Origin of the sequence: Arthrobacter gandavensis, assembly GCF_015355785.1 — a bacterium.
GTDB classification, from domain to species: domain Bacteria; phylum Actinomycetota; class Actinomycetes; order Actinomycetales; family Micrococcaceae; genus Arthrobacter_B; species Arthrobacter_B gandavensis_A.
Window position 1 is genome coordinate 693751 of the sequence record NZ_JADKYW010000003.1, and the last position, 24015, is coordinate 717765.

The window sequence follows — 24015 nt, forward strand, 5'->3', positions numbered from 1 at the left end:
GTCAGGCATGCGCCGTAGTCCTTGCGGCGCAGTTCCTCCCGGAAACAATGCCGAAGATTTCAGCCTTAGTGGGGAGGACTGAACGGCATCCTGCGGCTAGGCTGGCTTGGTCATGCGCCGTCGGATCCTGCAGCCGCCGGCACTCAACCGCATCGCAGACACTTATGAGGGGAATTATGTCCGAGCAGCAGCCTCCGGCAAACAACTACAGCTACAACGCCTATGCCGGCAATCAGCCTGCGGCAGCGCCGCCGGCACCGGTGCGTCCCAAGCAGGTTGACCTGGGCTTCTGGCTGCTGATTGCAGCGGCCGTCGTCTCAGCAATCAGCATCCCGGTGACGATTTCCTGGATGAACTCCGACGGCTTCCGGAACTCGATCGCCGAGACCGGCACCGTGGCCATCAGCCCCTCGGAAATGGACGGGATCATCGCGATCTCCGTTGCAACTACGGTGTTCTTCTCGGTCGTCAGCCTGGCCATCGCCCTGCTGGTTGCCCTGTTCATCCGCAAGGGCTACAACTGGGCCCGCATCGTAGCCACCGTCTTCGCCGTCCTGGGCCTGTTTGGGCTGGTCAACCTGACCACGGCCGGCTCCCTCATGGCGGTCCTGTCGGTCCTCGGCGTGCTGCTGCCCGTCGCCGCGGTGATCATGCTCTGGATGAAGCCTTCCACCGAATACTTCAACGGCTCCAAGGCCTACCGCCAGTTCAAGAAGTACAACCCGGGAGCCTAGCTTCCTCGGGCGGTATGCGTTGGGCCGGTACCGCAGCTGCGGTACCGGCCCAACGTCTTGATCCGTCCCCGGGCCCCTGGAGTTCTCGCCAGGCAGGTTCTCGGGGCGGCGTCAGCGGGCCGCGTCAGCGGGCGGCGGCCCGTCCGGCGGCTCGGCCGCTGAAGAGGCAGCCTCCCAGGAAGGTTCCCTCCAGCGACCGGTACCCGTGCATCCCGCCGCCGCCGAACCCGGCGGCTTCCCCGGCCGCAAACAGTCCGGGCACCGGTGTCCCGTCCGTGCCAAGCACCCGCGAGTCCAGGTCGGTTTCAAGCCCACCGAGGGTTTTGCGGGTCAGCACGGACAGCCGCACGGCAATCAAAGGCCCGTCCCTAGGCTCAAGGATGGGCCGCGGCGCAGCGGTACGGATCAGCCGGTCCCCCAGATAAGTCCGGGCCCCGCGAATGGCCGTGATCTGCGCATCCTTGCTGAACGGGTTGGCGATCTCCCGGTCCCGGGCCTGCAGCTCGGCTAGCACGGACTCCGCAGAAAGCACCGGCGCCTCACCGTCCGTCGAGGACTTGGCCAGCTCGTTCATGGCCGCCACCAGTTCCGGAACGCTGCCGGCCGTCAGGAAGTCCTCCCCGTGTTCCAGGAACTTCTGCACCGGCCCGGGGACATCGGCGGTGGCGCGGCTAAGAACCCCGCGAAGGGATTTACCGGTCAGGTCCGGATTCTGCTCCGATCCTGACAGCGCGAATTCCTTGCGGATAATGGCCTTGTTCAGCACAAACCAGCTATAGTCATACCCCGTGCCGCGCAGGTGCCCGAGCGTCCCGAGCGTGTCGAATCCGGGAAAGAGCGGGCCCGGCAGGCGCTTCCCCGTGGCATCAAGCCACAGCGATGACGGCCCCGGAAGGATCCGTATGCCGTGGTTGTGCCACACCGGATTCCAGTTCCGGATCCCCTCCATGTAATGCCACATCCGGTCCGGGTTGATCACCCGGCCTCCGGCGCCCTGCGCAGCGATGATCCCGCGGCCGTCCACATGTCCTGGAACCCCGCTCAGCATCGTCTTGGGCGGCGAGCCAAGCCGCTGCGGCCAGGCAGCACGCACCAGGTCATGGTCGCCGCCAATACCGCCCGTCGTCACGACGACGGCGCCGGCGGAAAATTCGAACCCGCCCGCCGCGGTGCGCTCCGCGGTCCGGCCGCGCGGCGTCGTCGTCCGCTCCAGCACTGTCCCGCGGACCCCGGTGACGGTGCCTGCGGTGCTGACCAGCGAATCCATCCGGTGGTTGCAGGCCAGCCGCACCAGTCCACTCTCGACGCCGGCGCGCACCTTGGCCACAAACGGTGCGGTGATGCCGGGCCCGGTTCCCCAGGTGATGTGGAACCGCGGGACGGAATTCCCGGGTCCGCTGGCACCGTAGCCGCCGCGTTCTGCCCAGCCGACAACGGGGAAGACGCGATGTCCCAGCTGATGCAGCCAGGCCCGCTTCTCCCCGGCCGCGAAATTGACGTATGCCTCGGCCCAGCGGCGCGGCCAGTAATCTTCCTTGCGGTCAAAGCCGGCTGTCCCCTGCCAGTCCTGCCAGGCAAGTTCCACTGAATCCTTGACCCGCAGGCGGCGCTGTTCCGGGGAGTCCACGAAGAAGAGGCCGCCGAAGGACCACCAGGCCTGGCCGCCCAGTCCCTGCTCGCCTTCCTGCTCCAGCAGGATCACCGACCGTCCGGCGTCAACCAGCTCGGCTGCGGCTACCAGGCCGGCAAGCCCGGCACCCACCACAATGACATCCGCGTCTCTTGGCTGCATCCGCCAAACGCTACCGGCAGATGGATCGCCTGCCTAGGGATGTCCTCGCGGCGTCAACCCTGTTGGGAGCACAGGCAGGTTCCTAGACTGGAAAGGCAGTTGCCGGATACCAGCTACGGAGGCACTCATGAGTACCACCCCGAATGACGAAGACCGGACCCACAATGAGGAACCGTCAGAGGGCGGGGAATCGACCCAGCCAGACTCCTTGAGGGATCACGCACAGAACGCCGCGGAAGGCGACGAGGGCCAGTCGTAGAAAAAGGCCTTTCGTTCCCGATGCCCCCAGGGGAGCCGGGATCGAAAGGCCTTTCCAGTAAGACTACGGGGCAGGGCCAGGTCAGGATGCTTTGGCCCTGCCGGTATTGCGTTTGGCGTCCGCCACGACGTCGGCGTCCTTGCTGTGGTCCACCACCGGCCCGGTACCGGCGATTTCCCTCAGCTGCTCAATACCTGCGGCCGCAGCTTCCTTGGTGGGGAACATCGCGGACACTGCCATCAGTGCTCCATCTCCGGAAATGAGCTTGATCCGGAATGCGCCGTCATGGGCGTCAACCAGTTTAAAGTAGCCCGACATCTCTTACCTCCTTGTAAGGGGTACCTTCAGTGCCATTAATACTAAGCCGACTTAGTGATTTTGGGACCCCTTCCGCAGCAACTCCGGGCTGCCGATACAGGATCGAGACCCCGGGGCTAGCGGCTCCGTGACGTCCCGGTAGTGAGGGCCTGGAGGATTTCCTCCTGGGTGGCGGGCAGGGAGGTCAGCAGGGCGGCCAGCATCCTGGCCTGGACTGGAGCAAGGTCCCCGCCGGGGATGGCACCGGCGCGGACCAGGTCCACGCCACCGCCGGCACCGTACGCAGGAACCACCGGACCGGCAGGCACCCGGGTGCACAGGACCACCGGGCAGCCTCCGTGCACCGCGTCCTGCACGGCCTCTGCAAAACCTGCCCCCGCGTTCCCCATCCCGGTTCCGGCCAGGACAATCGCGTTGGCACCGGCACGCACGGCATGGCTGAAAAGCTCCGGGTCTGTTCCGAGGGCGCAAACGATGATTTCCACGCGGGCGTTATCGAAGTCCTCACCCGGCATCGGCAGGGGTGCCGGGCGGACGGGAATCGCCGTAACGTGCAGGGTGCCTGCCACAAAATGTGCCACCTCCACTCCGCCGGCGAACGGATTGGCGGCGACGGTGTGGACTTTCCTGGCTCCGCGCGCTGACTGGACCTGGCCGGCGAAGGAAATCAGCACGCCGGCGCCGCGCAGTCCTGCCGCCGCCGCGGCCACCACGGCTTCTTCCAGGTTGGCCGGTCCGTCAGCAACGGGGCTGTCCGCCGGGCGCTGCGCACCGGTGAAGACCACCGGTTTCGGAGATTCATGCACCAGGTCAAGCGCGAACGCAGTCTCCTCCATGGTGTCGGTGCCGTGAGTGACTACCACGCCGTCCACGCCTTCATCCGCGACGGCGGCGCGGACAGCCTCCGCGATGATCCGCACGTCCGCCAAACGCAGTTGGAAACTGTTGGCATTGGTAATGTCCTGGACGGAGTAGCTGTGCCGTCCGGACAGCGAGGCCGTGAGGTCTTCGGCTCGTCCAGCCGATGCTGCACCGTCCCTGCCGGTGCGCGACGCAATAGTCCCCCCGGTCGCCAGGATTTTGATGTGGGCCATGGAACAACAGTCCTCTCGCCGGTCACCACAACATATGCCTGCCTCGCACCCGTTGGCTAGGACGTCCCGGCTTCCGGCGGCACCACCGGGCAAACCAGTCCAGGGACCTAGACTGGCCGCATGGCAGATACGGTTTCCGCAGAACAGCGCAGCCGCAATATGTCCCGCATCCGGTCCAAGAACACCAAGCCGGAGCTGACGGTCCGCCGGCTCCTGCATCGCTCCGGCTACCGTTTCCGCCTGCACGGGGCGGCTGCCGGAAGCTCCCTTCCCGGCAAGCCGGACCTGGTGTTCGCCGCACGGCGCAAGGTCATCTTCGTCAACGGCTGTTTCTGGCACACGCACAGCTGCCCGGCAGGTTCCCATGCGCCGGCTACCAACCCCGAGTTCTGGGCTGCCAAGCGTGCACGTACCGTTGCGCGGGATGCTGCAGCGCTGAAGGAACTTGAGTCCGCCGGCTGGGAGGCCCTGGTGGTGTGGGAGTGCGAACTCCGCGACCCGTCAGCCCTGGAAACGGAGCTGGCCGCTTTCCTCGGACCGCCTGGACGAGCTGCCTCGGTAGACTCATCAGACACACTGCACCCAACCCGAGGGATATCTGATGACCAAGAACTCCCGGCCGCTGCGCGGCGCCCTCTTTGACGTGGACGGCACCCTGGTGGATTCAAACTATCTGCATACCGTTGCGTGGTGGCAGGCGTTCCGCCGCCTGGACTATGACATTCCCATGGCCAACATCCACCGGGCGATCGGCATGGGCGGAGACAAGCTCATTGGCCATTTGCTGGGCGGTGATCCTGAACCCGAGGTCGAGGAAAAGCTCGATTCAAGCCACGGAGCAATCTTCTCCACCTCCTGGCCTGCGCTGCGGGCGTTCGACGGCGCCGCTGACCTGCTGCGTGCCTGCGCATCCCGGGACCTCGCCGTCGTGCTCGCTTCTTCTGCCTCGGAGCCGGAACTGCAGGCCCTGCGCCGGGCGATCGACGCCGATGATGCGATAACCAGCGCGACCAGTTCCTCCGATGCGGCGGAGAGCAAGCCTGCTCCGGACATCCTTCAGGCGGCTCTGGATTCCGCCGGGCTGGAGGCCGACGCCACCGTCTTCGTAGGCGATTCAGTGTGGGACGTGTTGTCCGCCGCTGCCCTGGGAATCCCCACCATCGGCCTGACCTGCGGTGGCACCAGCGAAGCCGAACTGCGCGATGCCGGAGCCGAACAGGTCTATGAATCACCCCGTGACCTGCTAGAGAACCTGCAGGGCAGCCTGCTCGGCTCCGATCAGGCAGCCTAGGACCCAGGTCCCGCTTCCAGCCCACGACGAAAGGACCCCGCCATGACTACAGAACCCACCGGACCGGCAAACGACGCCGAGGACCCCCTGGGTCCGAGTGCACCGCAGCCGGAGCCCACCGGCTCGCCCCGGACCCCGGGCAGCGCCGGCACGTCTGCCGGAAACATCCGTGAGGAACAGGGCACCCATGCTGCCGGCACCGTGCCTCCTTCCGGCGACGAAGACATTCCTTCCGCGGACTGAACCGGCTGCTGGCCCCGGGGGGGCTAGGCCAGGCCGGCCCGGCGCAGCGCGTCTGCCATGGCGCTGTCCGGTGCTGCCTGCGGCCGGCGCTGCGTGTTGCCGTCTGTGCTGCCCCGGGGCTTCGCGCCGTCCTGCGCCTTCCGCCCGCTGCCTTTGCCGTTTGACTGCGGCCGCTTGCCCTGCGGCCGGGAAGCGCGGGGGCTGCTCTTTGCTGAGGCGGCGCCCGGTGCCGGAGCGTCATCCTGCAGTCGGAGGCTGAGCGAGATCCGCTTCCGTTCCGGATCGGCCTCCAGCACCTTGACCTTGACCACCTGGCCCGACTTCACGACGTCATGCGGGTCGGAAACAAAGGATGAGGACATCGCGGAGATGTGGACCAGGCCGTCCTGGTGGACTCCGATGTCCACGAACGCACCGAAGGCCGCCACATTGGTAACCACGCCGTCGAGCACCATGCCCGGCCGCAGGTCCGCGATCTTCTCGATGCCTTCGGAGAAGGTGGCGGTCTTGAACGCCGGCCGCGGGTCACGTCCCGGCTTGCGCAGCTCGGAGAGGATGTCCAGGACGGTGGGCAGGCCGGTGGACTCATCCACGAATTCGGCCGGGTCCAGGCCCGTGAGCTCCGCACCGGAAGGCGTCATCTCGGCTTTGGCCGCGGCCAGGATCCGGCGGGCGATTCCATAGGATTCAGGGTGCACGCTGGACGCGTCCAGCGGCTCGCTGCCCCCGGTGATCCGCAGGAAGCCGGCGCACTGCTCGAAGGCCTTGGCCCCCAGCCGCGGCACCTTCAGGAGGTCCTTACGGCGGGCGAACGGCCCGTTGGCGTTGCGGTGGGCCACAATATTTTCGCTCAGCAGCGGCCCGACGCCGGCAACGCGGCTCAGCAGGGCCGGCGACGCGGTGTTCAGGTCAACGCCCACGGCGTTGACGCAGTCCTCCACCACTGCGTCCAGGGACCGGTCCAGCTTCGCCGCGGTCACATCATGCTGGTACTGGCCCACGCCAATGGACTTGGGATCAATCTTTACCAGTTCGGCCAGCGGATCCTGGAGCCTGCGGGCAATCGAAACCGCGCCGCGCAGGGACACGTCCATGCCTGGCAGCTCCGCAGCCGCCAGAGCCGACGCGGAGTAAACCGACGCACCGGCTTCGGAAACCACCAGCTTCTCCAGCCTGGCGTCCGGCAGCAGGCGGATCAGTTCGATGGCCAGCTTGTCAGTCTCCCGGGAGGCGGTGCCGTTGCCGATGGCCAGCAGCTCAACCCGGTGCTTTTTCACGAGGTCCGCCAGGCGCACAAGGGCCTCGTCCCATTTGCGGGCCGGCGCATGCGGATAGACGGTGTCCGTAGCGATGACCTTTCCGGTCCCGTCCACCACGGCCACCTTGACCCCGGTGCGCAGGCCCGGGTCCAGGCCGAGGGTGGCCCGGTTGCCGGCGGGGGCGGCCAGGAGCACATCGCGCAGGTTCGCCGCAAACACGCGGACGGCCTCAGCTTCGGCGTCCTGGAACAGGCGGACCCGCAGGTCCACGGAAAGCTTGGCGAGGACACGGCGCCACGCCAGCTGGACCGTCTGCTGTAGCCACGCGCCGGCAGCTCCACCGGCAGCGGCAGCACCCAGCCGGAAAGCTACGGAATTCTCGAAACGCCGGCGGGCAGCAGCCAAGGCCTCGGCATCCGCCGGATCCGCCTCGGCCAGTCCCAGTTCCAGGATGCCTTCCTTCTCGGCGCGGAGCAGTGCCAGCACCCGGTGGGACGGCATACCGGACGGCGCCTGGGCGAAGTCGAAGTAGTCCGAGTACTTCTGCCCTTCCGCTTCTTTTCCGGCCCTGACCTGCGAGCGCAGCCGGCCCTGCTTCCAGAGCTTCTCGCGGGCCTCGGTCAGCAGATCGGCGTCCTGCCCGGCACGTTCAACCAGGATGGCGCGGGCACCGGCCAGGGCTTCTGCCGCGTCCGGAACCGCCTGGTTCACATACCGGGAGGCTTCGGTTTCAGGATCTAGCCCCGGGTTGGCCAGCAGCGCATCGGCCAGGGGTTCCAGGCCGGCTTCGCGGGCTGTCTGCGCCTTGGTGCGCCGCTTGGTCTTGTACGGCAGGTAGATGTCCTCCAGCCGGGATTTAGTTTCCGCGGCTTCGACGGCAGCACGCAGCTCATCGGTGAGCTTGCCCTGCGCTTCGATGGCTTCCAGGACGGCGCCGCGGCGTTCAGAGAGTTCGCGCAGGTAGCGCAGGCGCTCATCGAGTTCACGCAGCTGCGTGTCATCCAGGGTGCCGGTTGCTTCCTTGCGGTACCGGGCAATAAACGGAACCGTGGAACCGCTGTCCAGGAGCTCGACGGCGGCACGCACCTGCCACGGTGCCACCCCCAGTTCGGCGGCGATCTGGGCGTAGATCCGGGCTGCGGCATCGACACCGGCGGGCATGGCGTTGGACTGGCGGGCGGGCTGCGGGGCGTTGGCGGAACTCACCTGCCCAATTGTTCCCCATGACCGGACCACGCAGCCAACACCGAACGCGGGCGGTGTGCCCGGCGGAAGGACCTTGCGCTGACACATTGGCACATGATCTGCGGAACGGGAGCACCCATGGGGTAGAACATAGGGATGCCGGACGCCCAGGGGGCGGACGGCAGTTCAACGTTTCAATGACGAAAGGTCGAAGATGACGCAGCCTGCACCGCCCTCCCCTCCCGCTGTCCCAGGCCCGGAGGTGAAGAGCGCCGGCCATGTCATTGTCGATTCCCTCATTGCCCACGGCGTGAAGCGCACGTATGTGGTGCCCGGAGAGAGCTTCCTCGACGTCCTGGACGGCCTGCACAACAGCCCCGTCGAAACCGTGGTCTGCCGCCACGAAGGCGGGGCCGCCTACATGGCCGAAGCGGACGGCAAGATGAACCAGCTTCCCGGCGTCGCGATGGTGACCCGCGGACCGGGTGCGGCGAACGCGCACGTCGGGCTGCACACTGCCTGGCAGGATTCGACGCCCATGGTGCTCTTCGTGGGGCTGATTCCCTTCGAGCACCGGGACCGGGAGGCGTTCCAGGAGTTCGACATCAAGGCCTGGTTCAACACCGGAGCCAAGCGCGTGATGGTGCTGGACCACCCCGAGCGTGCGTCCGAGATCGTGGCCGAAGCCTTCTTCGCCGCCATGAGCGGCCGTCCCGGCCCCGTCGTCGTCGGGCTGCCTGAAGACATCATCCGCAAGGAAGTCTCCGCTTCCCTCCATCCGCCGATTCCGGTGGCGCCCGGCGGCATGACCGTCACCGACTGGAAAGCGCTGCAGGCCGCCCTCAAGGCAGCGGACAAGCCGCTGTTCGTCATCGGCGGCAACGACTGGACGCAGGAGGGAGCCGATACCCTCACCCGCTGGCTGGAAGAGCACCACCTGCCCGCCGCGGCTGAATGGCGCTGCGAAGGCACCATTTCCTTCGACTCCCCGTCCTACGTGGGTCCCATCGGCTACGGGCGGCCCAAGCCCACCTATGACCTGCTGGAGGAAACCGACCTGCTGGTCTTCGTCGGCACTGTTCCCGGCGACGTGATCACGGACGGTTTCGTGGTGCGCCAGAACTGGGAGAAGAAGAACTTCCTGGTCACGATCGATCCTTCGCTGCGCGGACGTTCCGGCCCGGTCTCGTACCAGATCGTCGCCAAGCCGGATGTCTTCGTGCGGGACCTGGTGATGATGGACCTCCCGGTAAAGGAAGAGTGGAAGGCCTGGACGTCCCGGATGCGCGGGGAGCAGGAGAAGTTCGCGGCGCTTCCGTCCGCCGACCCGTCCTCCGGCCAGGCCCGGATGGACACCCTGATGGCCAACCTGGTGCCAACCCTGCCGGAGGACGCCATGATCACCCTCGGCGCCGGTGAGCACACCAACTGGGCGCACCGCTACTTCCCCACCCGCCGCTACGCCTCGATGCTCAGCGCCCGCAACGGCTCCATGGGATACTCGGTGCCCTCCGCCATCGCAGCGTCCCTGGCACATCCCGGACGGCGGGTGGTCACCATCGCCGGCGACGGCGAGTTCATGATGAACGGCCAGGAGCTCGCCACCGCGGCCCAGTACGGCGCCACCCCGCTGGTGGTGGTGATGGACAACCAGGAATACGGCACCATCCGCACCCACCAGGAACGGCACTATCCGGAGCGGATCTCCGGCACCCAGCTGAAAAACCCGGACTTCGCGCTGATGGCGCAGGCGTTTGGCGGGTTCGGTGTGCGGGTGGAGAACGACGCCGATGTGCCTGCCGCCGTCGACGCCGCCCTGAGGGCTATCGACGAGGAGGGCAAGTTCGCGCTGATCCACCTGATCGTGGAGCAGCGGATCAAGGCCTACTAGGCGGGTCCCCCTCAAGTCCATAGTTCGCCTCACGCCCGCTCAAGCTACTCGTCATCGCTGCTCAGCACCCGTCTGCGGGTGCTGAGCAGCTGCACCTCGGGCCGGTAGGCAACCAGCCGCTCTGCGCTGTCCAGGACCTCGACCACGTGCGCACGGTCCGCAGAGACAATCCCAATGCCAATCTCCGCACGGCGATGCAGGTCCAGCTGGCCCGTCTCGGCGGCCGACACGGCGAACCTGCGCTGCAGCTCAGCCACCAACGGCCGCACCAGTGAGCGCTTTTGCTTCAGCGAATGGACATCATCCAGCAGCAGGTCGAACTCAAGGGTTCCCGTCCACATGCTCCCCATCCTCGCCGCGGATTCGGATCTGTCAACGCAGGCGCATGGACCCGAGGGTTCAACCGGAACCGGCGCGGTGTTACGTTCGAAAGCATGACGCGGGCCTCGACAGTGCGTTCCCTTCCTGTCCCCTCACCGACTCGCCCGGCAGCACCGCATGCATAACCACGGTGATTTCCCGGCCGAGTCCCTCTTCCTCATCCCGGCAGTCGCTGCGGTTGCTGCCTACTGGGCCGGAGTGCGCTCCCCCGGAGCGGGTAGCTGGCCATACCGGCGGCTCGTGTCCTTCCTGGCCGGGGTGCTTACCGTCCTGCTGACAGTGCTGGAGCCGCTGGCGGGTTGGGCACACACCAATTTCGGAGCGCTGGCCGTTTCGCATGTCCTGGCCGGGATGGCCGGGCCCTTGCTGCTGGTCCTCGCCCACCCCGTGGAGCTGGCGCTGCGGACACTCGACACCGTTCCGGCAGCGCGGCTGCGCCGAAGCGCCCATTCTCCGGCCGCCCGTTTCCTGACCCACCCTGCCACCGCCACGGTGCTGGTAGCTGCCGGCATGTGGGCAATGTTCCACACCCCGGCGTTGACTGCCATGCAGCAGTCCATGCCGGTGCACTGGCTGGTCACCGCGTACCTCACGGCCACCGGATGCCTGTTCACCGCTGCCGTCCTCAACTGCGGTCCGTCGCCGCACGGAATCCGTCCGCGGGCCGGGGTGCTCGCGGCCGCCGCAGCCCTGCACGCGGGTTCGGCAGCCTGGCTGCTGGTCTTCCCGCCTGCGGGCACCGGAAGCACTTCCGTCGGTGCACTGGTTCTGCTCGTGTCCGGGCTGGCGGTGCAGGCCGTCCTGGCGCTGCTCCTGCTGGGGCAGCAGCGGGGCACCGCCCGGCTGCTGCCCCAGGTACGCGGCACCTGAGTGCCCTGCCTAAAGAACCTGCGGGAATCCCAGGTCGATTTCCGACGTCGCCGGGTCCGGCCAGCGGGTGGTGACCACCTTGCCGCGGGTATAGAAACGGATCGAATCCGGGCCGTACATGTGCGTATCGCCGAAGAGCGAATCCTTCCAGCCGCCGAAGGAGAAGGATCCCACCGGCACCGGAATGGGCACGTTGACGCCCACCATGCCGGCCTCGACGTCGAACTCGAATGCCCGGGCGGCCCCGCCGTCGCGCGTGAAGATCGCCGTACCGTTGCCGTACTGGTTCTCGTTGACGAGCTGCACTGCGTCTGCGTAGGTTGCCACCCGGACCACGGAGAGGACGGGCCCGAAGATCTCATCGTCGTAGGCCTTCATGCCTGGTTTGACGTGGTCCAGGAGGCTGACGCCCAGGAAGAACCCGTCGCCGTCGAACGCCGTCTGACGGCCGTCCACCACAACGGTGGCTCCCTCCTCCGCAGCACCGGCTACGTAGGAGGCCACCTTGTCCCGGTGCTCGGCAGTAATCAGCGGGCCCATTTGGGAGGACGGATCAGTGCCGGGTCCGATCTTGAGGTCCGTCATTCGCGAGCGCACGGCCTCAACAAGATCATCGGCGATTCCGCCCACGGCCACCAGCACGCTGACGGCCATGCACCGCTCCCCCGCGGACCCGTAGGCCGCAGAAACCGCGGCGTCGGCAGCCATGTCCAGGTCAGCGTCCGGCAGCACCACCATGTGGTTCTTGGCCCCGCCCAGGGCCTGGACCCGTTTGCCGTGTTCGGCAGCCCGGCTGTAGATGGTGCGGGCAATCGGCGTGGATCCCACAAAACTGACGGCCTTCACAACGGGATGTTCCAGCAGCACGTCAACGGCTTCCTTATCCCCGTGCACCACGTTCAGCACGCCGTCCGGAAGTCCGGCTTCGGCGAACAGCTCCGCGATGAACACTGCTGCGGACGGGTCCTTTTCGCTGGGCTTCAGCAGCACGGTGTTGCCGCAGGCCAGGGCGCTGCCGATCATCCAGAGGGGCACCATGGCCGGGAAGTTGAATGGGGTGATGCACGCCACCACGCCCACCGGCTGGCGAATTGAATGGACGTCGACGCCGGAAGCGACCTGCTCTGACCGCTCTCCCTTCAGTTCCAGGGCGAGCGCGGAGGCGAATTCGATGTTCTCCAGCCCGCGGGTAATCTCCCCCTCGGCGTCGGAAAGCACCTTGCCGTGTTCACTCGTGAGGATCGCGGCAAGCTCTGCCTTGCGTTCGGTCAGCAGCTCGCGGACCTTGAAGAAGATCGCCGTACGGCGTGCCAGCGAGGTGGCCCGCCAGCCCGGAAGAGCCTCCCGGGCGGCCTGGATTGCCTCTTCCACGCGGGCAGCGGACGCCAGCGCCACTTCTTTTTCCTGGGCTCCGGTCGCGGGGTTGAAGACCGGCCCGTACCGCTCGGCGTCGGGAACCTGCCTGCCGTTGATGATGTGGGGAATGCGCTGCATGAAAAGCTCTCTTCGGTAGGGCGCCGCTACGGCGCTGGGACCTGGTCGGGGGTGGCGGCGAGTGAGCCGTCCACCAGTTTCACGATCATGGAGCAGTCCTTCCCGGACTGCCCGGCGTCGATCAGCCGGGCGAACAGCTGCTGGACGTGTTCGCCGATTTCAAGCGGCGTGCCTGTATCCCTCGCGGCCGCGATGGCCAGGTTGATGTCCTTGTTCGCCAGCTCGGTGGTGAAAGTAGGTTCGAAGTCATTGTTCGACGCCGCCGTGGAGACGACGCCGGGGACCGGATACCAGGTGCGCAGCGCCCAGCTGTCCCCGGAGGAAACGGAGGCGATGTTCCAGAACACCTGTTTGTCCAGCCCCAGTCTCTCGGCCAGCACGGCGCCCTCCGCGGTGGCTGCCAGGTTGATGAAGAGCATCAGGTTGTTGCAGATCTTTGCGGCCTGGCCAGTGGTGGCCGCGCCGGTGGGAATCACGTTCCCTGCCATCGGCTCTATGAAGCCGGAGGCATCGGCCACCGCGTCCGGGGCGCCGCCCACCATGAAAGTGAGGGTTCCGGCCTGTGCTCCGCTCATTCCGCCGGAGACCGGGGCGTCCACGAAGCGGAAGCCGGCGGCAGCTGCGGCGTCGTGCAGCGCCTGCGCCGATTCGACGTCGATGGTGGAGGAATCGACCAGCAGCGTCTGGGTGGACGCATGGGCCAGGACGCCGTCCGGCTCCAGGTACACCGCTCGGGAGTGCTCGCCCTTGGGGAGCATCGTGAACACCACGTCTGCTCCGGCTACCGCCTCCGCGATGCTGCCCGCCGCATGGACTCCTGCTGCCTCGGCGGTGGCCACGGCCCGGGGGCTGAGGTCGAACCCGCGTACGTTGTGACCGGCCTTCACCAGGTTCCCCGCCATGGGTGCCCCCATGTTTCCCAGTCCGATCCATCCAACTTCCGCCATGGCTAAGCTCCTTTGCCTAGTTGTGCTGCCTGAGTTGTGCTGAGTGTGCGCCGCCCGGTTGGTGCTGCCCAGCTGCCGCGCGTCCGCCGCGGAACCAGCGTGGCACCTGCGCTAGAGTGCGTTCAAGACCAGAATCCACAGACCCCCTGTGCACCCGTGCACATCGTGGAGAGGAGGATCGGCCCTGGATACCACCAGCCGGCTGCCGAGTCCGGATGACCTGCTGATCCTGCTCACCGTGGCCCGGCTGGGACGTTTTACCGCCGTCGCCGAGACCCTGGGAACCACCCACACCACCATTTCCCGGCGGATCATCGCGCTGGAAAAACAGCTTGGGGGCCGGACGCTGTCCCGGACGCCGCGCGGCTGGGAACTGACAGCGCTGGGAGCGCAGGCGGTCCGGGCAGCCGAATCCATTGAAGAGAGCCTTGGCGCCCTCCGCTGTGCGCTGGCGGACGACGCCGATCCCCTGGCCGGCGTGGTGCGAATCAGCACCGTAGACGGCTTCGGTTCCGAATTCGTCACCCCTGCACTGGTGAAGCTGCAGGCTTCCCACCCAAACATCAGCGTTGAAATGTTCTCCGCCACGCGCAAGGTCAGCCAGAACCGGTCCGGGGTGGACCTGGAGGTGGTGGTGGGGCACACGGATGTCCGCACCGCCCATGCGATCCTGCTGGGCCACTACGTGCTGCGGCTCTATGCGGCCGAAGGGTACTTGCGCTGCCACGGCACTCCGCAGGTTCCGGCTGACCTGGCCAGGCACTGCTTCGTCTCCTACGTGGAGTCCGCGCTGCTGGTCGAGGAACTGGGCCACCGGTCCACCGGACTGCCGGATCCGAGGTCCAGCTTCCAGGCCACCAGCATCTTCGCGCAGGTGGAGGCGGTGCGCCGGGAGGCCGGAGTGGGGCTGCTGCCCAACTTCATGGTCGCCGGACGGGACGGCTTCGTGCCGGTGCTGGCGGACTCCTTCGAAAGGCGACTGCCCATTTGGGCGGTGGCCCGCCCGGAAGCCCTGCGCTCGGCGCGGGTCCAGGCCGTCATCGAGGCCATCCAAGCCGAAGCCGCTGCCCGCCGGGAGCACCTGGACTTCTGACCGGCAGCGGCGTTCGGCAATACGCGGGTTCAGTCCGCGGCGGCGGCGGTCTTCTCTCCGGCTGCCTTGGACGCGGCCAGCAGGTCCGCGGTGCCCTGCGCGTCGGCGGCATCCACATCATGCAGTGAAATGCCGTTGGTTTCCCGCAGCAGCAGTACAGAGATGGCAGTGATGACGCAGGCGCCCAGCAGGTACAGGGCCACCGGCGTGGATGAATCGAACTCGGCCAGCAGTGACGTGGCTATGATCGGGGCCAGTGAGCCGGCCACGATCGACGTCACCTGGTAGCCCAGGGAGACACCGGAGTACCGCATCCGGGTGGGGAACATTTCGGCCATGATGGACGGCTGGCCCGCGTACATCAGGGCGTGGAACAGCAGGCCGATCGTCACCGCGGCCAGGATCATCAGGTCATTGGCCGTGTCCATCATCGGGAAGGCGAAGAAGCCCCAGGTGGCCCCCAGTACTGCCCCTGCCAGGTACACGGGCCGCCTGCCCAGGGAGTCGGACAGCTTTCCGGCGAGCGGAACCGCACAGAAGTGGAGAAAGTGCGCGATGAGCAGCAGCAGCAGGATCCGCGAGGTATCGGTGTCCACCACGATGCGCAGGTAGGTGATGGAGAACGTCACCACCAGGTAGTACAGGATGTTCTCCGCGAAGCGCAGGCCCATGGCGGTGAAGACGCCGCGCGGGTACCGGCGGAACACTTCGAGCACCCCGTAGCCCTTGGCCTCCTGCTCCACTTCCTTCTGCGCTTCCAGGAAAATGGGGGCGTCCGAGACCTTGGTGCGGATGTAGTAGCCCACCAGCACGATCACTGCCGAGAGCCAGAACGCCACCCGCCAGCCCCAGCCCAGGAACGCCGCTTCACTGAGCATCGCGGAGAGGACGAACAGGACGCCGGTCGCCAGCAGGTTGCCCATCGGAACGGCGGACTGCGGCCAGCTGGACCAGAATCCGCGGGACTTGTCCGGGCTGTGCTCGGCCACCAGCAGGACGGCGCCGCCCCATTCCCCGCCCACGGCGAAGCCCTGGATGAAGCGCAGGGCCACCAGCATTGCCGGAGCCCAATAGCCGATTGAATCGAAGCCGGGCAGACAGCCCATCAGGAAGGTGGATACACCCACCAGGATGATGCTCAGCTGCAGCAGCTTCTTGCGGCCAAACTTGTCCCCGAAATGCCCAAAGACAATTCCGCCCACCGGCCGGGCCACGAAGCCGACGGCGTAGGTCACGAAGGCTGCGATGATCCCGTCCAGCTCGGTGTTGGCGTTGGGAAAGAACAGACGGCTGAAGACCAGGGTCGACGCCGCGGCGTAGAGGAAGAATTCGTACCACTCCACGACCGTCCCGGCCATGGACGCCACAACAACCTTGCGCAGGCCTTCCGGCACCGGTGCCTTCTGCTGCCTGCTCCGCTTGGGAATATCAGTGCTCATCCGCTCTCTCCTTTGGTGTCTTCGTTGACACTGCAGCACCCCGCAGGGCGCGGGGCGCCCCGAGCGGAGTAAGCAAGAGTATGGTGCGGTGCGGGCCGCCCGCTCAACCGCCAAAACCGCATGGCGTATCTGCACAAATGCACAGGCCCTTCAGGTACAGCAGCCGGGCGCGCCGGGTCCGCCGCGCCGCGCCATTGTGCCCCGAAGGTAGTTCACCTAACAATGGAGGATGACAGTTACGCTCAGATCACTCGAAACTGCTGTCCCTTCTACCGTCCTGGTGCAGGACCAGGTCCGCGACGTTTTCGCTGCCCAGCCCGGGCTCACACGCCTGGGGACCCGCCTTGTGAACACCTGCTTCAATGGTGCGGACATCGACACGCGCCGCACCGCCCTCGAGGAGCTGACCCTCTCCTCCACGGTTGAAAACCCACAGTTCTTCGATCCGCAGACCGGCCTGCTGCTGATGCCGTCCACCAAGACCCGCAATGACATTTTTGCCACCGAGGCCACCAAGCTCTTCATCGAAGCCGGCCGGAAGGCCGTGGAAAACTGTCCCGGAATAGGACCCGAAGACGTCACGCACGTCATCACGGTCTCCTGCACCGGGTTCTTCAACCCCGGCCCGGACTACAAGCTCGTGCGGGCCCTGGGCCTGAACCCGTCGGTGCAGCGCTACCATCTGGGTTTCATGGGCTGCTACGCCGCCTTCCCGGCGATGCGCGCCGCTAAGTCCTTCTGCGACGCAGACCTGGACGCCGTGGTGCTGGTAGTCAGCGCCGAGCTCTGCTCGCTGCATGTCCGCTCCTCCAACGACCCGGACATCATCATGGGCTCCTCGCTCTTCGCGGACGGCGCCGCAGCGGCCGTCATAACTTCACGGGACCTTCCCGGGGACAGCCCCGCGATCGTGCTGGACCACTTCGAGACAACGCTCACCCCGGTGGGCGAGGAATCGATGGCCTGGAACATCGGCGACCACGGATTCGAGATGGTGCTGGGCACCTACGTACCGCACATCATTGACGACCACATTGTGGGCGCCCTTGAACCGCTGCTGGCCAAGGATCCGTCCCTCGCACCGCTGGCCTACAACGAGATTGGGCACTGGGCCATCCATCCCGGCGGCCGCAGCATCCTGGACAAGGTGGAAGCGAAGCTGGAGCTTTCGGAGGAACAGCTGGTTCCGGCCCGGGAAACCCTGCGCAACTTCGGCAACATGAGCTCGGCCACCGTGATGTTCGTGCTGAAGCACATCCTGGACCAGCCCTTCACCGGCGGCAACGAGCGGATCTGCTCCATGGCGTTCGGGCCGGGGCTGACCGTTGAGACCGGCCTGTTCACCCGGGTTCCCGGAAGCCGGGCCGCAGCAGCTGCGGACGCACTGGCGGCGGAGCCGGTTGCTGCCGCCGTCGGATAGTGCGGTGAGCCTGCTGGAGTCGAATCCGCCCCCGTTCCTGCCGCCGGACCTCAGCCGGCGCGCGGCGGATGCGGTGGAAGAGATGGACCGCCCGGACTGCGATCCTGTCCGACTGGAGCGGACCTACGCACAGTTCCCGCTGATCAACGCGGTGGTGTCCGGCTGGCGGCGGAACTACCGCCGCTACGTGCGGCCCGTGCTGGCGGCCCGGGGCGGAGGTACGGTGCTGGACATCGGAGCCGGGGGCGGCGACCTGGCCCGTGCGCTGGCCCGCTGGGCCCGGCGCGACGGCCTGGCCGTGCAGGTCACCGGCATCGATCCCGATCCGCGGGCCCATGCCTATGCTTCCGGCCGCCCGGCTCCCGAGGGGTGCAGTTTCCGCGCGGCGCTGAGCTCGGACCTGGTGGCCGAAGGAGCGGTGTTCGACGTCGTGGTCTCCAACCATGTGCTGCACCACCTGGACGATGCCGCATTCCATGGCATCCTCGCCGACTCGGAACAGCTGGCCGGCTCACTGGCCCTGCACAGCGACATTGAACGGAGCCCGTGGGCTTACGGCCTGTTTTCCGCAGGAACCCTGCCCTTCTTCCACGGCTCCTTCATCCGCCGGGACGGACTGACCTCGATCCGGCGCAGCTACACGGCCGAAGAGTTCCGGGCCGCTGCCCCGTCCGGGTGGGAGGCCCTGCAGGCACGTCCGTGGCAAAACCTGCTGCTGTACCAGGCAACCGGGCGCGCCGGGGGCGGGCAGTGAACCGTCCGGAAGTCGACGTCGTTATTGTGGGCGGCGGCCCGGTGGGCCTGTTCCTGGGCATCCTGGCCCTGCAGGACGGCCTGCGGGTCAGGATCTACGAGGCACGGACCACCCGAAGCTCCCACTCCCGCGCCATCGGTATCCATCCGCCGGGGATGGCAGCCCTGGAGGCGGCCGGCGTCAGTGCGCAGCTCGCGGCCGAAGGCGTGCAGATCCGGACGGGGCAGGCCCGTACGCGGGACACCACACTGGTCTCCCTCAGCTTCGAGAAGACCTCCACCGCCTACCCGTATGTGCTGGCGATTCCGCAGGAACGCACCGAATCCGTGCTGCAGGCGCGCCTTGAGGAACTCGATCCACATGCCCTCCGGCGCGGGCACCGGGTCACCTCGCTGCACGACGACGGCTCCGGCGTATCCGTTGCCGGCACCAGCGCCGGCGGGGGCTTCACCGTGCGTGCCTCCCGGGTGGTGGCGGCCGACGGCGCCCGGTCTTCCGTGCGCGGTCTGCTCGGGATCCCGGCGGCCGGAAAGCTGCTGCGCGATTCATACCTGATGGGCGATTTTCCGGACAACACGGCAGACGGGCCCGTGGGGGTGCTGTACCTGGAACCGGAAGGCATCGTGGAGTCCTTCCCGCTGCCCGGCGGCAAACGCCGCTGGGTGGCGCATACCAAAACCCTGCAGTCCGACGCCGACGCCAAGGACCTGGCGCGGATCGTGGCAGCGCGCACCGGCCGGCCGCTTGATGCGGCGGCCAGCACCATGTTCAGTGCCTTCCCGGTCCGCACCACGGCCCTGAAGCAGCTGGTCCATGGGCGCACCGTGCTGATCGGCGACGCCGCACACGAGGTCAGTCCGATCGGCGGACAGGGAATGACGCTGGGCTGGATCGATGCCGCGGAGCTGGCCCCGCTGCTGGCCGCAGCGGTGCGCGGCGCTGACGTTGGGCTCGCCGCCTTCGACCGGCGCCGCCGCCGCGCCGCTGCTGTTGCCTCTGCCCAGGCGCGGCTGAACATGGCGCTGGGGCGCCCGCTGCCGGCACCGGTCATGCGGGTGCGGAACAGGGTACTGGCGGGGATTTTCCGCTCCCGTACGCTCAGTGACGCCGTGGCCCGCCGGTTCACCATGCAGTAGTGCTCCAGTCCCCCAGCGGCCTTCTGCCCCAGTGCCTAGTGCCCGCCGCGGTCCAGCGTCACTGTGCGCAGGTCCAGGCGGCGCAGCACCCTGTCCACCGCTTCCGGATCCATGCCGGACTGCCGGCGTGCGGCCAGGACTTCCTTCCGCGCCGCGGCCAGTGCCTCCCGCTGGACCGTGTCCATGACTTCCAGAGTGGCCTTCATCTGCAGCATCTTCTGCGGATCGGATTCCGAGTCCCGCTCAAGGATCGAGTGCAGGGAGGACATCCGCCGGGCCAGGGCCGCCCGGCGTTCCTGCGGCAGCTTGTCCGCGGCCCGGGAGCGTTTCATGGTTTCCAGGGCAACACGCTCGGCACGCCGGGCCAGTTCGCGTTCCTGCTTGGCGACGGCGCCGTGGTCGCTGGGCAGCTTGAGCCGGCGCATCAGCCAGGGCAGGGTCAGCCCGGGCAGCACCAGAGTAACCAGCAGGACTGCTCCTGCACACACGATCATGAAGTTCCTGCCGGGGAGCGGTTCTCCCGCCAGCGTGGTGGCGGGCATGGCGAGGGCTAGCGCCAGGGTGGCGAGGCCGCGCATGCCGCACCAGGTCAGGACCAGGACTTCCTTAAGGGAACCGGGCACCCGGTTGAGCCGCGCGGTGCCGCCGAACCGGTACAGCCCGTACATCCAGGCGAAGCGCACCAGGACCACGGCGGCGCAGACCGCGGCAACACCGGGAATGAATCCGAAGATCTCCCGGCCTTCGTCCTCAATGACATACCGCATTTCGATTCCGACCAGACCAAAGGCTACGCCGGTGGTCAGGAGTTCCACGACGTCCCAGAACGCGGTGCGGGTGAGGCGTTCCTCGGAGTCCTGCGGCCGTGCGCGGCGCCCAAGCTCCAGTGCGGTCACTACGACGGCGATAACACCGGAGAAGTGAACCTCCTCCGCGAGGACGTACACCGCGTAGGGCGCCACCAGGGTGACCGCAGAGCGGGCCACGAGGTTTGGGACGAAGCGGTTAAGGGCGCCCACCAGCCAGCCCATGGCCAGGCCCAGCACCACGGCGCCGGCGGCACCGATCAGGAAACTCGGAACGATTGACCAGCCCACCTCCCCGCCGCTGATGGAGGCTGTTACGGCGGCCTGGAAGATCACGATGGCAATGGCGTCGTTGAACAGTCCTTCGGTCTGCAGGACCGTGATGAGCCGGCGCGGCATGCTCACCTTGCCGGCCACGGCCTCCACCGCCACGGGATCGGGAGGTGCCACTATCGCTCCCAGGGCGATGGCCGCAGGCACCCCCAGGGCGGGAACTATTGCCCACGCCACACCGGCAACGGCTCCCACCGTCACGGCAACCAGTGCAACCGCAAGCAGCACCAGGGAGCGCCACCGCAGGCGGAACACCGACCACGAGCTGCGCTGGGCAGCAGCGTAAAGCAGCGGCGGCAGGAAGAGCGGCAGGATCAGCTCGGGATCAATGTGGATTTCCGGAATCATCGGCAGGAAAGCGAACAGCGCTGAGAAAACCAGCATCAGCACCGGGTACGGAAGCCGTACCCGTTCACCTATCCCCACCACCAGCACCGTGCCGAACAGCAGGCCAATGAGCAGGATCAGGAAGTCCATTCGGCGCGCCCCGTTCCCGCGGCACCGCTGCGTTCGTTTGCCGTGAGCACCATCAACCTCCTCTAGTTGCCTGAGGTAACTTTACCGCCGGCAACTGAAAGGTTTCCGGATGCCTAGCCGCCCAGGTGCGTGGGAGCGAAAAGCCTCAGCAGGGTTTGAACCACCACCACGTTCGGCCCCTGCTGAGCAAAGGATTCCTCCAGCGCCTGGCGGACACCGGCGGGATCCGTGCGGCGCGCCGGAACTCCGAAGGATTCTGCGAGCTTTACGAAGTCCGGGCCTGCCAGTTCAGTGGCCGTTGCCTTGCCGAAAGCGTCCACCATGTATTCCCGCAGGACGCCGTAGCCACCATCGTCCACGATGAGCCAGGTAACCGGAAGATCATGCTGGCGGGCTGTTGCGAGTTCGGCGATGGAGTACATGGCAGATCCGTCACCGGAGACCGCCAGCACACGCTCGCGGGTTCCCACCGCTCCGCCGAGCGCACCGGGGTAGCCGTAGCCCAGCCCGCCGGCACCCTGCGCGGAGTGGAACTGGCCCGACTTGGCATCCCAGCAGCTCCACGCCCAGTAGGCGGCGATGGTCATGTCCCAGTAGGTCTGCATCGCATCCGGAACCGCGGCACGGATGTCCGCCATGAACTTCCGTTCAAGGCCGAGGTCCTGGGCATCGAGCCGCGCACCGATCCTGGCGAGGGTGTCTGCAGTGACTTCCTCCGCCGTCCTGCCGTGCCAGTCCGGGGCAGTGTCCGGAACCTGCAGTGCGGCGTCGAGCGCGGCCATGGCCTGCCCTGCGTCGGCGCGGATGCCCAGTGCGGGACCATTGGATTCAAGGACCCGCGGTTCGGCGTCGATCTGGATGATTCGTCCGCGCGGAGCGAAGGTGAAGTAGTTGGACGTGACTTCGCCCAGTGAGGAACCGATGACCAGCAGGACGTCGGCGTCCTCCAGCAGGTCCGTGGCATGGCGGTCTTCCACCCACGACTGCAGGGACAGCGGGTGGTTCCAGGGAAAGGCGCCGTTGCCGCCGGGCGTGCAGATCACGGGGGCATGGAGCTTTTCGGCCAGGGAGAGCAGCGACTTTTCGGCGCGGCCGCGGCGGGTGCCGCCGCCGGCGATGACGGCCGGCCGTTTCGCGGCGGACAGCCACTTCACCGCTTCGGTGACGAGTTCGCTGCGCGGCGGGTTGTCGAACGGCTCTGCGAGGGCGTCTTCGACGGCGGGAACCATCACGGGGGCCAGCAGCACGTTCTGCGGGACTTCCACCCACACCGGGCCCATGGGCGCGGAGATCGCTTCGGTCCAGGCGTCCTGGATGGCGGACGGAATTCCGGAGGCATGCTGGATCAGGCGCTGGCTCTTGGTGACGTTTGCCGCGGATGCCTTCTGGTCATCGAGCTGGTGCAGCATGCCGCGGCGCCGGGCACCAAGGCCCTCGATGGGGATCTGGCTGGCGACCACCACCATGGGCACGCCGGTGGCGTAGGCCTCCTGCAGCCCGGCCAGGGAGGTGAGGGCGCCGGGGCCGGTGGAGAGGAACAGGACGCCAACCTGGCCGGTGGCACGGCTGAAACCGTCAGCGGCGAAGGCGGCGTTGTTTTCGACCCGGGAAGAGACGAACTCCAGCGTGGAGCGGGAGAGCGCATCGAACAGGCCCAGGGCATGCTGGCCCGGAATGCCGAAGACCGTGGTTGCGCCGAGCGCTTCCAGGGTTTCGACCACCAGGTCCCCGCCGTTGCGCACCTCGGCTCCGGGTTCAGTGCTCATGATTCGAGGCTCATGAGCGTGATGAGGTCGTAGGCAACGTGTGAGGCGGCTACGGCAGTGATGTCCGCATGGTCGTAGGCCGGGGCAACTTCCACGACGTCGGCGCCAATGAGGTTCATCCCCCGCATGCCGCGCAGGATCTCCAGCAGCTCCCGGCTGGTGATGCCGCCCGCTTCCGGGGTGCCGGTGCCGGGGGCGTGGGCAGGGTCCAGGACGTCAATGTCCACCGAGATGTAGAGCGGCCGGTTCCCGATCCGGTCACGCAGCTTCGCGACAACCTCATCGACGCCCTGCCGGAACACATCCGAGCTGGTCACGATGCCGAATCCGAAGCGGCGGTCTTCGTCAAGGTCCTTCTTGCCGTACAGCGGTCCGCGGGTGCCCACATGGGAGATCGCCTCGGTGTCCAGGATCCCTTCCTCCACCGCACGGCGGAACGGGGTGCCGTGGGTGTACTCGGCACCGAAGTAGGTGTCCCAGGTGTCCAGGTGGGCGTCAAAGTGAAGCATGGCTACCGGCTGGCCGGCGCGTTCCGCTGCTGCACGCAGCAGCGGAAGGGCGATGGTGTGGTCACCGCCCAGGGTCAGCAGCCGGGTGCCGCCCTCGGTCAGGTCCAGGGCCCCGGCCTGGATGGTTTCGATGGCTTCGTTGATATTGAACGGGTTAACCGCCAGGTCACCGGCATCAGCGACCTGCAGGTTCGCGAACGGGGAGGTGTCCTGCGCCGGGTTGTAGGGACGCAGCAGGCGGGAGGCCTCACGGATGTGGTTGCCGCCAAAGCGGGCGCCGGGGCGGTAGGAGACACCGGTGTCGAACGGGACACCCACAACAGCGACGTCGGCGTGCCCCACTTCGTCCAGGCGCGGGAGACGCGCGTACGTCCCGGCGCCCGCATAACGCGGAACCTGGGCTGCGTCGATGGGGCCTACCTTGCCGTTGGAGTTGATGCGCGGCTGGTTCTGGGACATGTCCACTGTTGTGTTTCTCCGGTTTCGCTAAGGGTCTGGCGCCTGGATTCCGAGCCTACCCGGCG

The 24015-nt window shown here is 67.1% G+C and carries 22 protein-coding genes; 11 read left to right on the top strand and 11 right to left on the bottom strand.

Annotation, left to right across the window (positions count from 1 at the left end):
* Positions 1-176: 176 nt before the first annotated feature.
* On the top strand, positions 177-734 hold the full coding sequence (locus ITX31_RS04495) for a hypothetical protein (protein WP_194782236.1): 558 nt from the start codon (positions 177-179) through the stop codon (positions 732-734).
* Between the two features lie 124 nt (positions 735-858).
* Here the strand turns inward: ITX31_RS04495 and ITX31_RS04500 are convergent, their stop codons facing one another.
* Positions 859-2526, bottom strand: a complete 1668-nt coding sequence (locus tag ITX31_RS04500) for an FAD-binding dehydrogenase (RefSeq protein WP_194782237.1) — start codon at positions 2524-2526, stop codon at positions 859-861.
* 127 nt (positions 2527-2653) lie between these two features.
* Here ITX31_RS04500 and ITX31_RS15960 point away from each other — a divergent pair, with 127 nt between their 5' ends.
* Entirely contained in the window at positions 2654-2785 is a 132-nt protein-coding gene (locus ITX31_RS15960; protein WP_267240582.1) for a hypothetical protein, read from the top strand.
* 81 nt (positions 2786-2866) lie between these two features.
* Here the strand turns inward: ITX31_RS15960 and ITX31_RS04505 are convergent, their stop codons facing one another.
* Positions 2867-3103: a YegP family protein gene (locus ITX31_RS04505; protein WP_091607647.1), complete on the bottom strand. Its 237-nt coding sequence runs from the start codon at positions 3101-3103 to the stop codon at positions 2867-2869.
* A gap of 116 nt (positions 3104-3219) precedes the next feature.
* Complete coding sequence (locus ITX31_RS04510) at positions 3220-4197, bottom strand: asparaginase (protein WP_194782238.1); 978 nt, start codon at positions 4195-4197, stop codon at positions 3220-3222.
* Positions 4198-4317: 120 nt separating this feature from the next.
* Here ITX31_RS04510 and ITX31_RS04515 point away from each other — a divergent pair, with 120 nt between their 5' ends.
* Genes ITX31_RS04515 through ITX31_RS04525 form a run of 3 tightly spaced genes read left to right on the top strand, consistent with a single transcriptional unit; the run spans position 4318 to position 5731 of the window.
* Positions 4318-4839: a very short patch repair endonuclease gene (locus ITX31_RS04515; RefSeq protein WP_194782239.1), complete on the top strand. Its 522-nt coding sequence runs from the start codon at positions 4318-4320 to the stop codon at positions 4837-4839.
* A complete protein-coding gene (locus tag ITX31_RS04520) occupies positions 4799-5488 on the top strand; it encodes an HAD family hydrolase (protein ID WP_194782240.1) in 690 nt (229 codons plus the stop codon). The genes ITX31_RS04515 and ITX31_RS04520 overlap by 41 nt, the downstream gene beginning before the upstream one ends.
* 42 nt (positions 5489-5530) lie before the next feature.
* On the top strand, positions 5531-5731 hold the full coding sequence (locus ITX31_RS04525) for a hypothetical protein (RefSeq protein ID WP_194782241.1): 201 nt from the start codon (positions 5531-5533) through the stop codon (positions 5729-5731).
* A 23-nt stretch (positions 5732-5754) separates the two neighbouring features.
* Here ITX31_RS04525 and ITX31_RS04530 read toward each other — a convergent pair whose 3' ends face one another.
* Positions 5755-8151, bottom strand: a complete 2397-nt coding sequence (locus ITX31_RS04530) for a Tex family protein (RefSeq protein WP_194782409.1) — start codon at positions 8149-8151, stop codon at positions 5755-5757.
* Positions 8152-8389: 238 nt separating this feature from the next.
* Here ITX31_RS04530 and ITX31_RS04535 point away from each other — a divergent pair, with 238 nt between their 5' ends.
* Positions 8390-10066, top strand: coding sequence for a thiamine pyrophosphate-dependent enzyme (locus ITX31_RS04535; protein ID WP_194782242.1), 1677 nt, complete (start codon positions 8390-8392; stop codon positions 10064-10066).
* 44 nt (positions 10067-10110) lie between these two features.
* Here the strand turns inward: ITX31_RS04535 and ITX31_RS04540 are convergent, their stop codons facing one another.
* Positions 10111-10407, bottom strand: a complete 297-nt coding sequence (locus ITX31_RS04540) for a DUF503 domain-containing protein (protein ID WP_194782243.1) — start codon at positions 10405-10407, stop codon at positions 10111-10113.
* A gap of 157 nt (positions 10408-10564) precedes the next feature.
* Here ITX31_RS04540 and ITX31_RS04545 point away from each other — a divergent pair, with 157 nt between their 5' ends.
* Positions 10565-11317: a cytochrome c oxidase assembly protein gene (locus ITX31_RS04545; protein ID WP_194782244.1), complete on the top strand. Its 753-nt coding sequence runs from the start codon at positions 10565-10567 to the stop codon at positions 11315-11317.
* Between the two features lie 9 nt (positions 11318-11326).
* Here ITX31_RS04545 and ITX31_RS04550 read toward each other — a convergent pair whose 3' ends face one another.
* Positions 11327-12811, bottom strand: a complete 1485-nt coding sequence (locus tag ITX31_RS04550; protein ID WP_194782245.1) for a CoA-acylating methylmalonate-semialdehyde dehydrogenase — start codon at positions 12809-12811, stop codon at positions 11327-11329.
* A gap of 26 nt (positions 12812-12837) precedes the next feature.
* On the bottom strand, positions 12838-13830 hold the full coding sequence (mmsB, locus tag ITX31_RS04555) for a 3-hydroxyisobutyrate dehydrogenase (protein ID WP_194782410.1): 993 nt from the start codon (positions 13828-13830) through the stop codon (positions 12838-12840).
* Positions 13831-13906: 76 nt separating this feature from the next.
* Between mmsB and ITX31_RS04560 the strand changes: the two genes are divergently transcribed.
* Entirely contained in the window at positions 13907-14851 is a 945-nt protein-coding gene (locus ITX31_RS04560) for a LysR family transcriptional regulator (RefSeq protein ID WP_323745581.1), read from the top strand.
* A gap of 29 nt (positions 14852-14880) precedes the next feature.
* On the opposite strand, the gene ITX31_RS04565 is transcribed toward ITX31_RS04560, so the two are convergent.
* Positions 14881-16290, bottom strand: coding sequence for an MFS transporter (locus ITX31_RS04565; RefSeq protein WP_228528951.1), 1410 nt, complete (start codon positions 16288-16290; stop codon positions 14881-14883).
* Between the two features lie 229 nt (positions 16291-16519).
* Between ITX31_RS04565 and ITX31_RS04570 the strand changes: the two genes are divergently transcribed.
* Genes ITX31_RS04570 through ITX31_RS04580 form a run of 3 tightly spaced genes read left to right on the top strand, consistent with a single transcriptional unit; the run spans position 16520 to position 19600 of the window.
* Positions 16520-17710 carry a type III polyketide synthase gene (locus tag ITX31_RS04570; protein WP_194782246.1) on the top strand — a complete coding sequence of 397 codons (1191 nt, stop codon included), beginning with the start codon at positions 16520-16522 and terminating at the stop codon, positions 17708-17710.
* Positions 17711-17714: 4 nt separating this feature from the next.
* Positions 17715-18464, top strand: coding sequence for a class I SAM-dependent methyltransferase (locus ITX31_RS04575; protein ID WP_323745582.1), 750 nt, complete (start codon positions 17715-17717; stop codon positions 18462-18464).
* Positions 18461-19600, top strand: a complete 1140-nt coding sequence (locus ITX31_RS04580) for an FAD-dependent oxidoreductase (protein WP_194782247.1) — start codon at positions 18461-18463, stop codon at positions 19598-19600. The genes ITX31_RS04575 and ITX31_RS04580 overlap by 4 nt, the downstream gene beginning before the upstream one ends.
* A gap of 35 nt (positions 19601-19635) precedes the next feature.
* On the opposite strand, the gene ITX31_RS04585 is transcribed toward ITX31_RS04580, so the two are convergent.
* The 3 genes from ITX31_RS04585 to speB form a co-directional block, all read right to left on the bottom strand.
* Complete coding sequence (locus tag ITX31_RS04585; RefSeq protein WP_194782248.1) at positions 19636-21216, bottom strand: Na+/H+ antiporter; 1581 nt, start codon at positions 21214-21216, stop codon at positions 19636-19638.
* 113 nt (positions 21217-21329) lie between these two features.
* A complete protein-coding gene (locus ITX31_RS04590) occupies positions 21330-22982 on the bottom strand; it encodes a thiamine pyrophosphate-binding protein (RefSeq protein WP_194782249.1) in 1653 nt (550 codons plus the stop codon).
* Positions 22979-23950 carry an agmatinase gene (gene speB, locus ITX31_RS04595; RefSeq protein ID WP_194782250.1) on the bottom strand — a complete coding sequence of 324 codons (972 nt, stop codon included), beginning with the start codon at positions 23948-23950 and terminating at the stop codon, positions 22979-22981. Before speB ends, ITX31_RS04590 begins: the two co-directional genes overlap by 4 nt.
* Between the last annotated feature and the right edge of the window lie 65 nt (positions 23951-24015).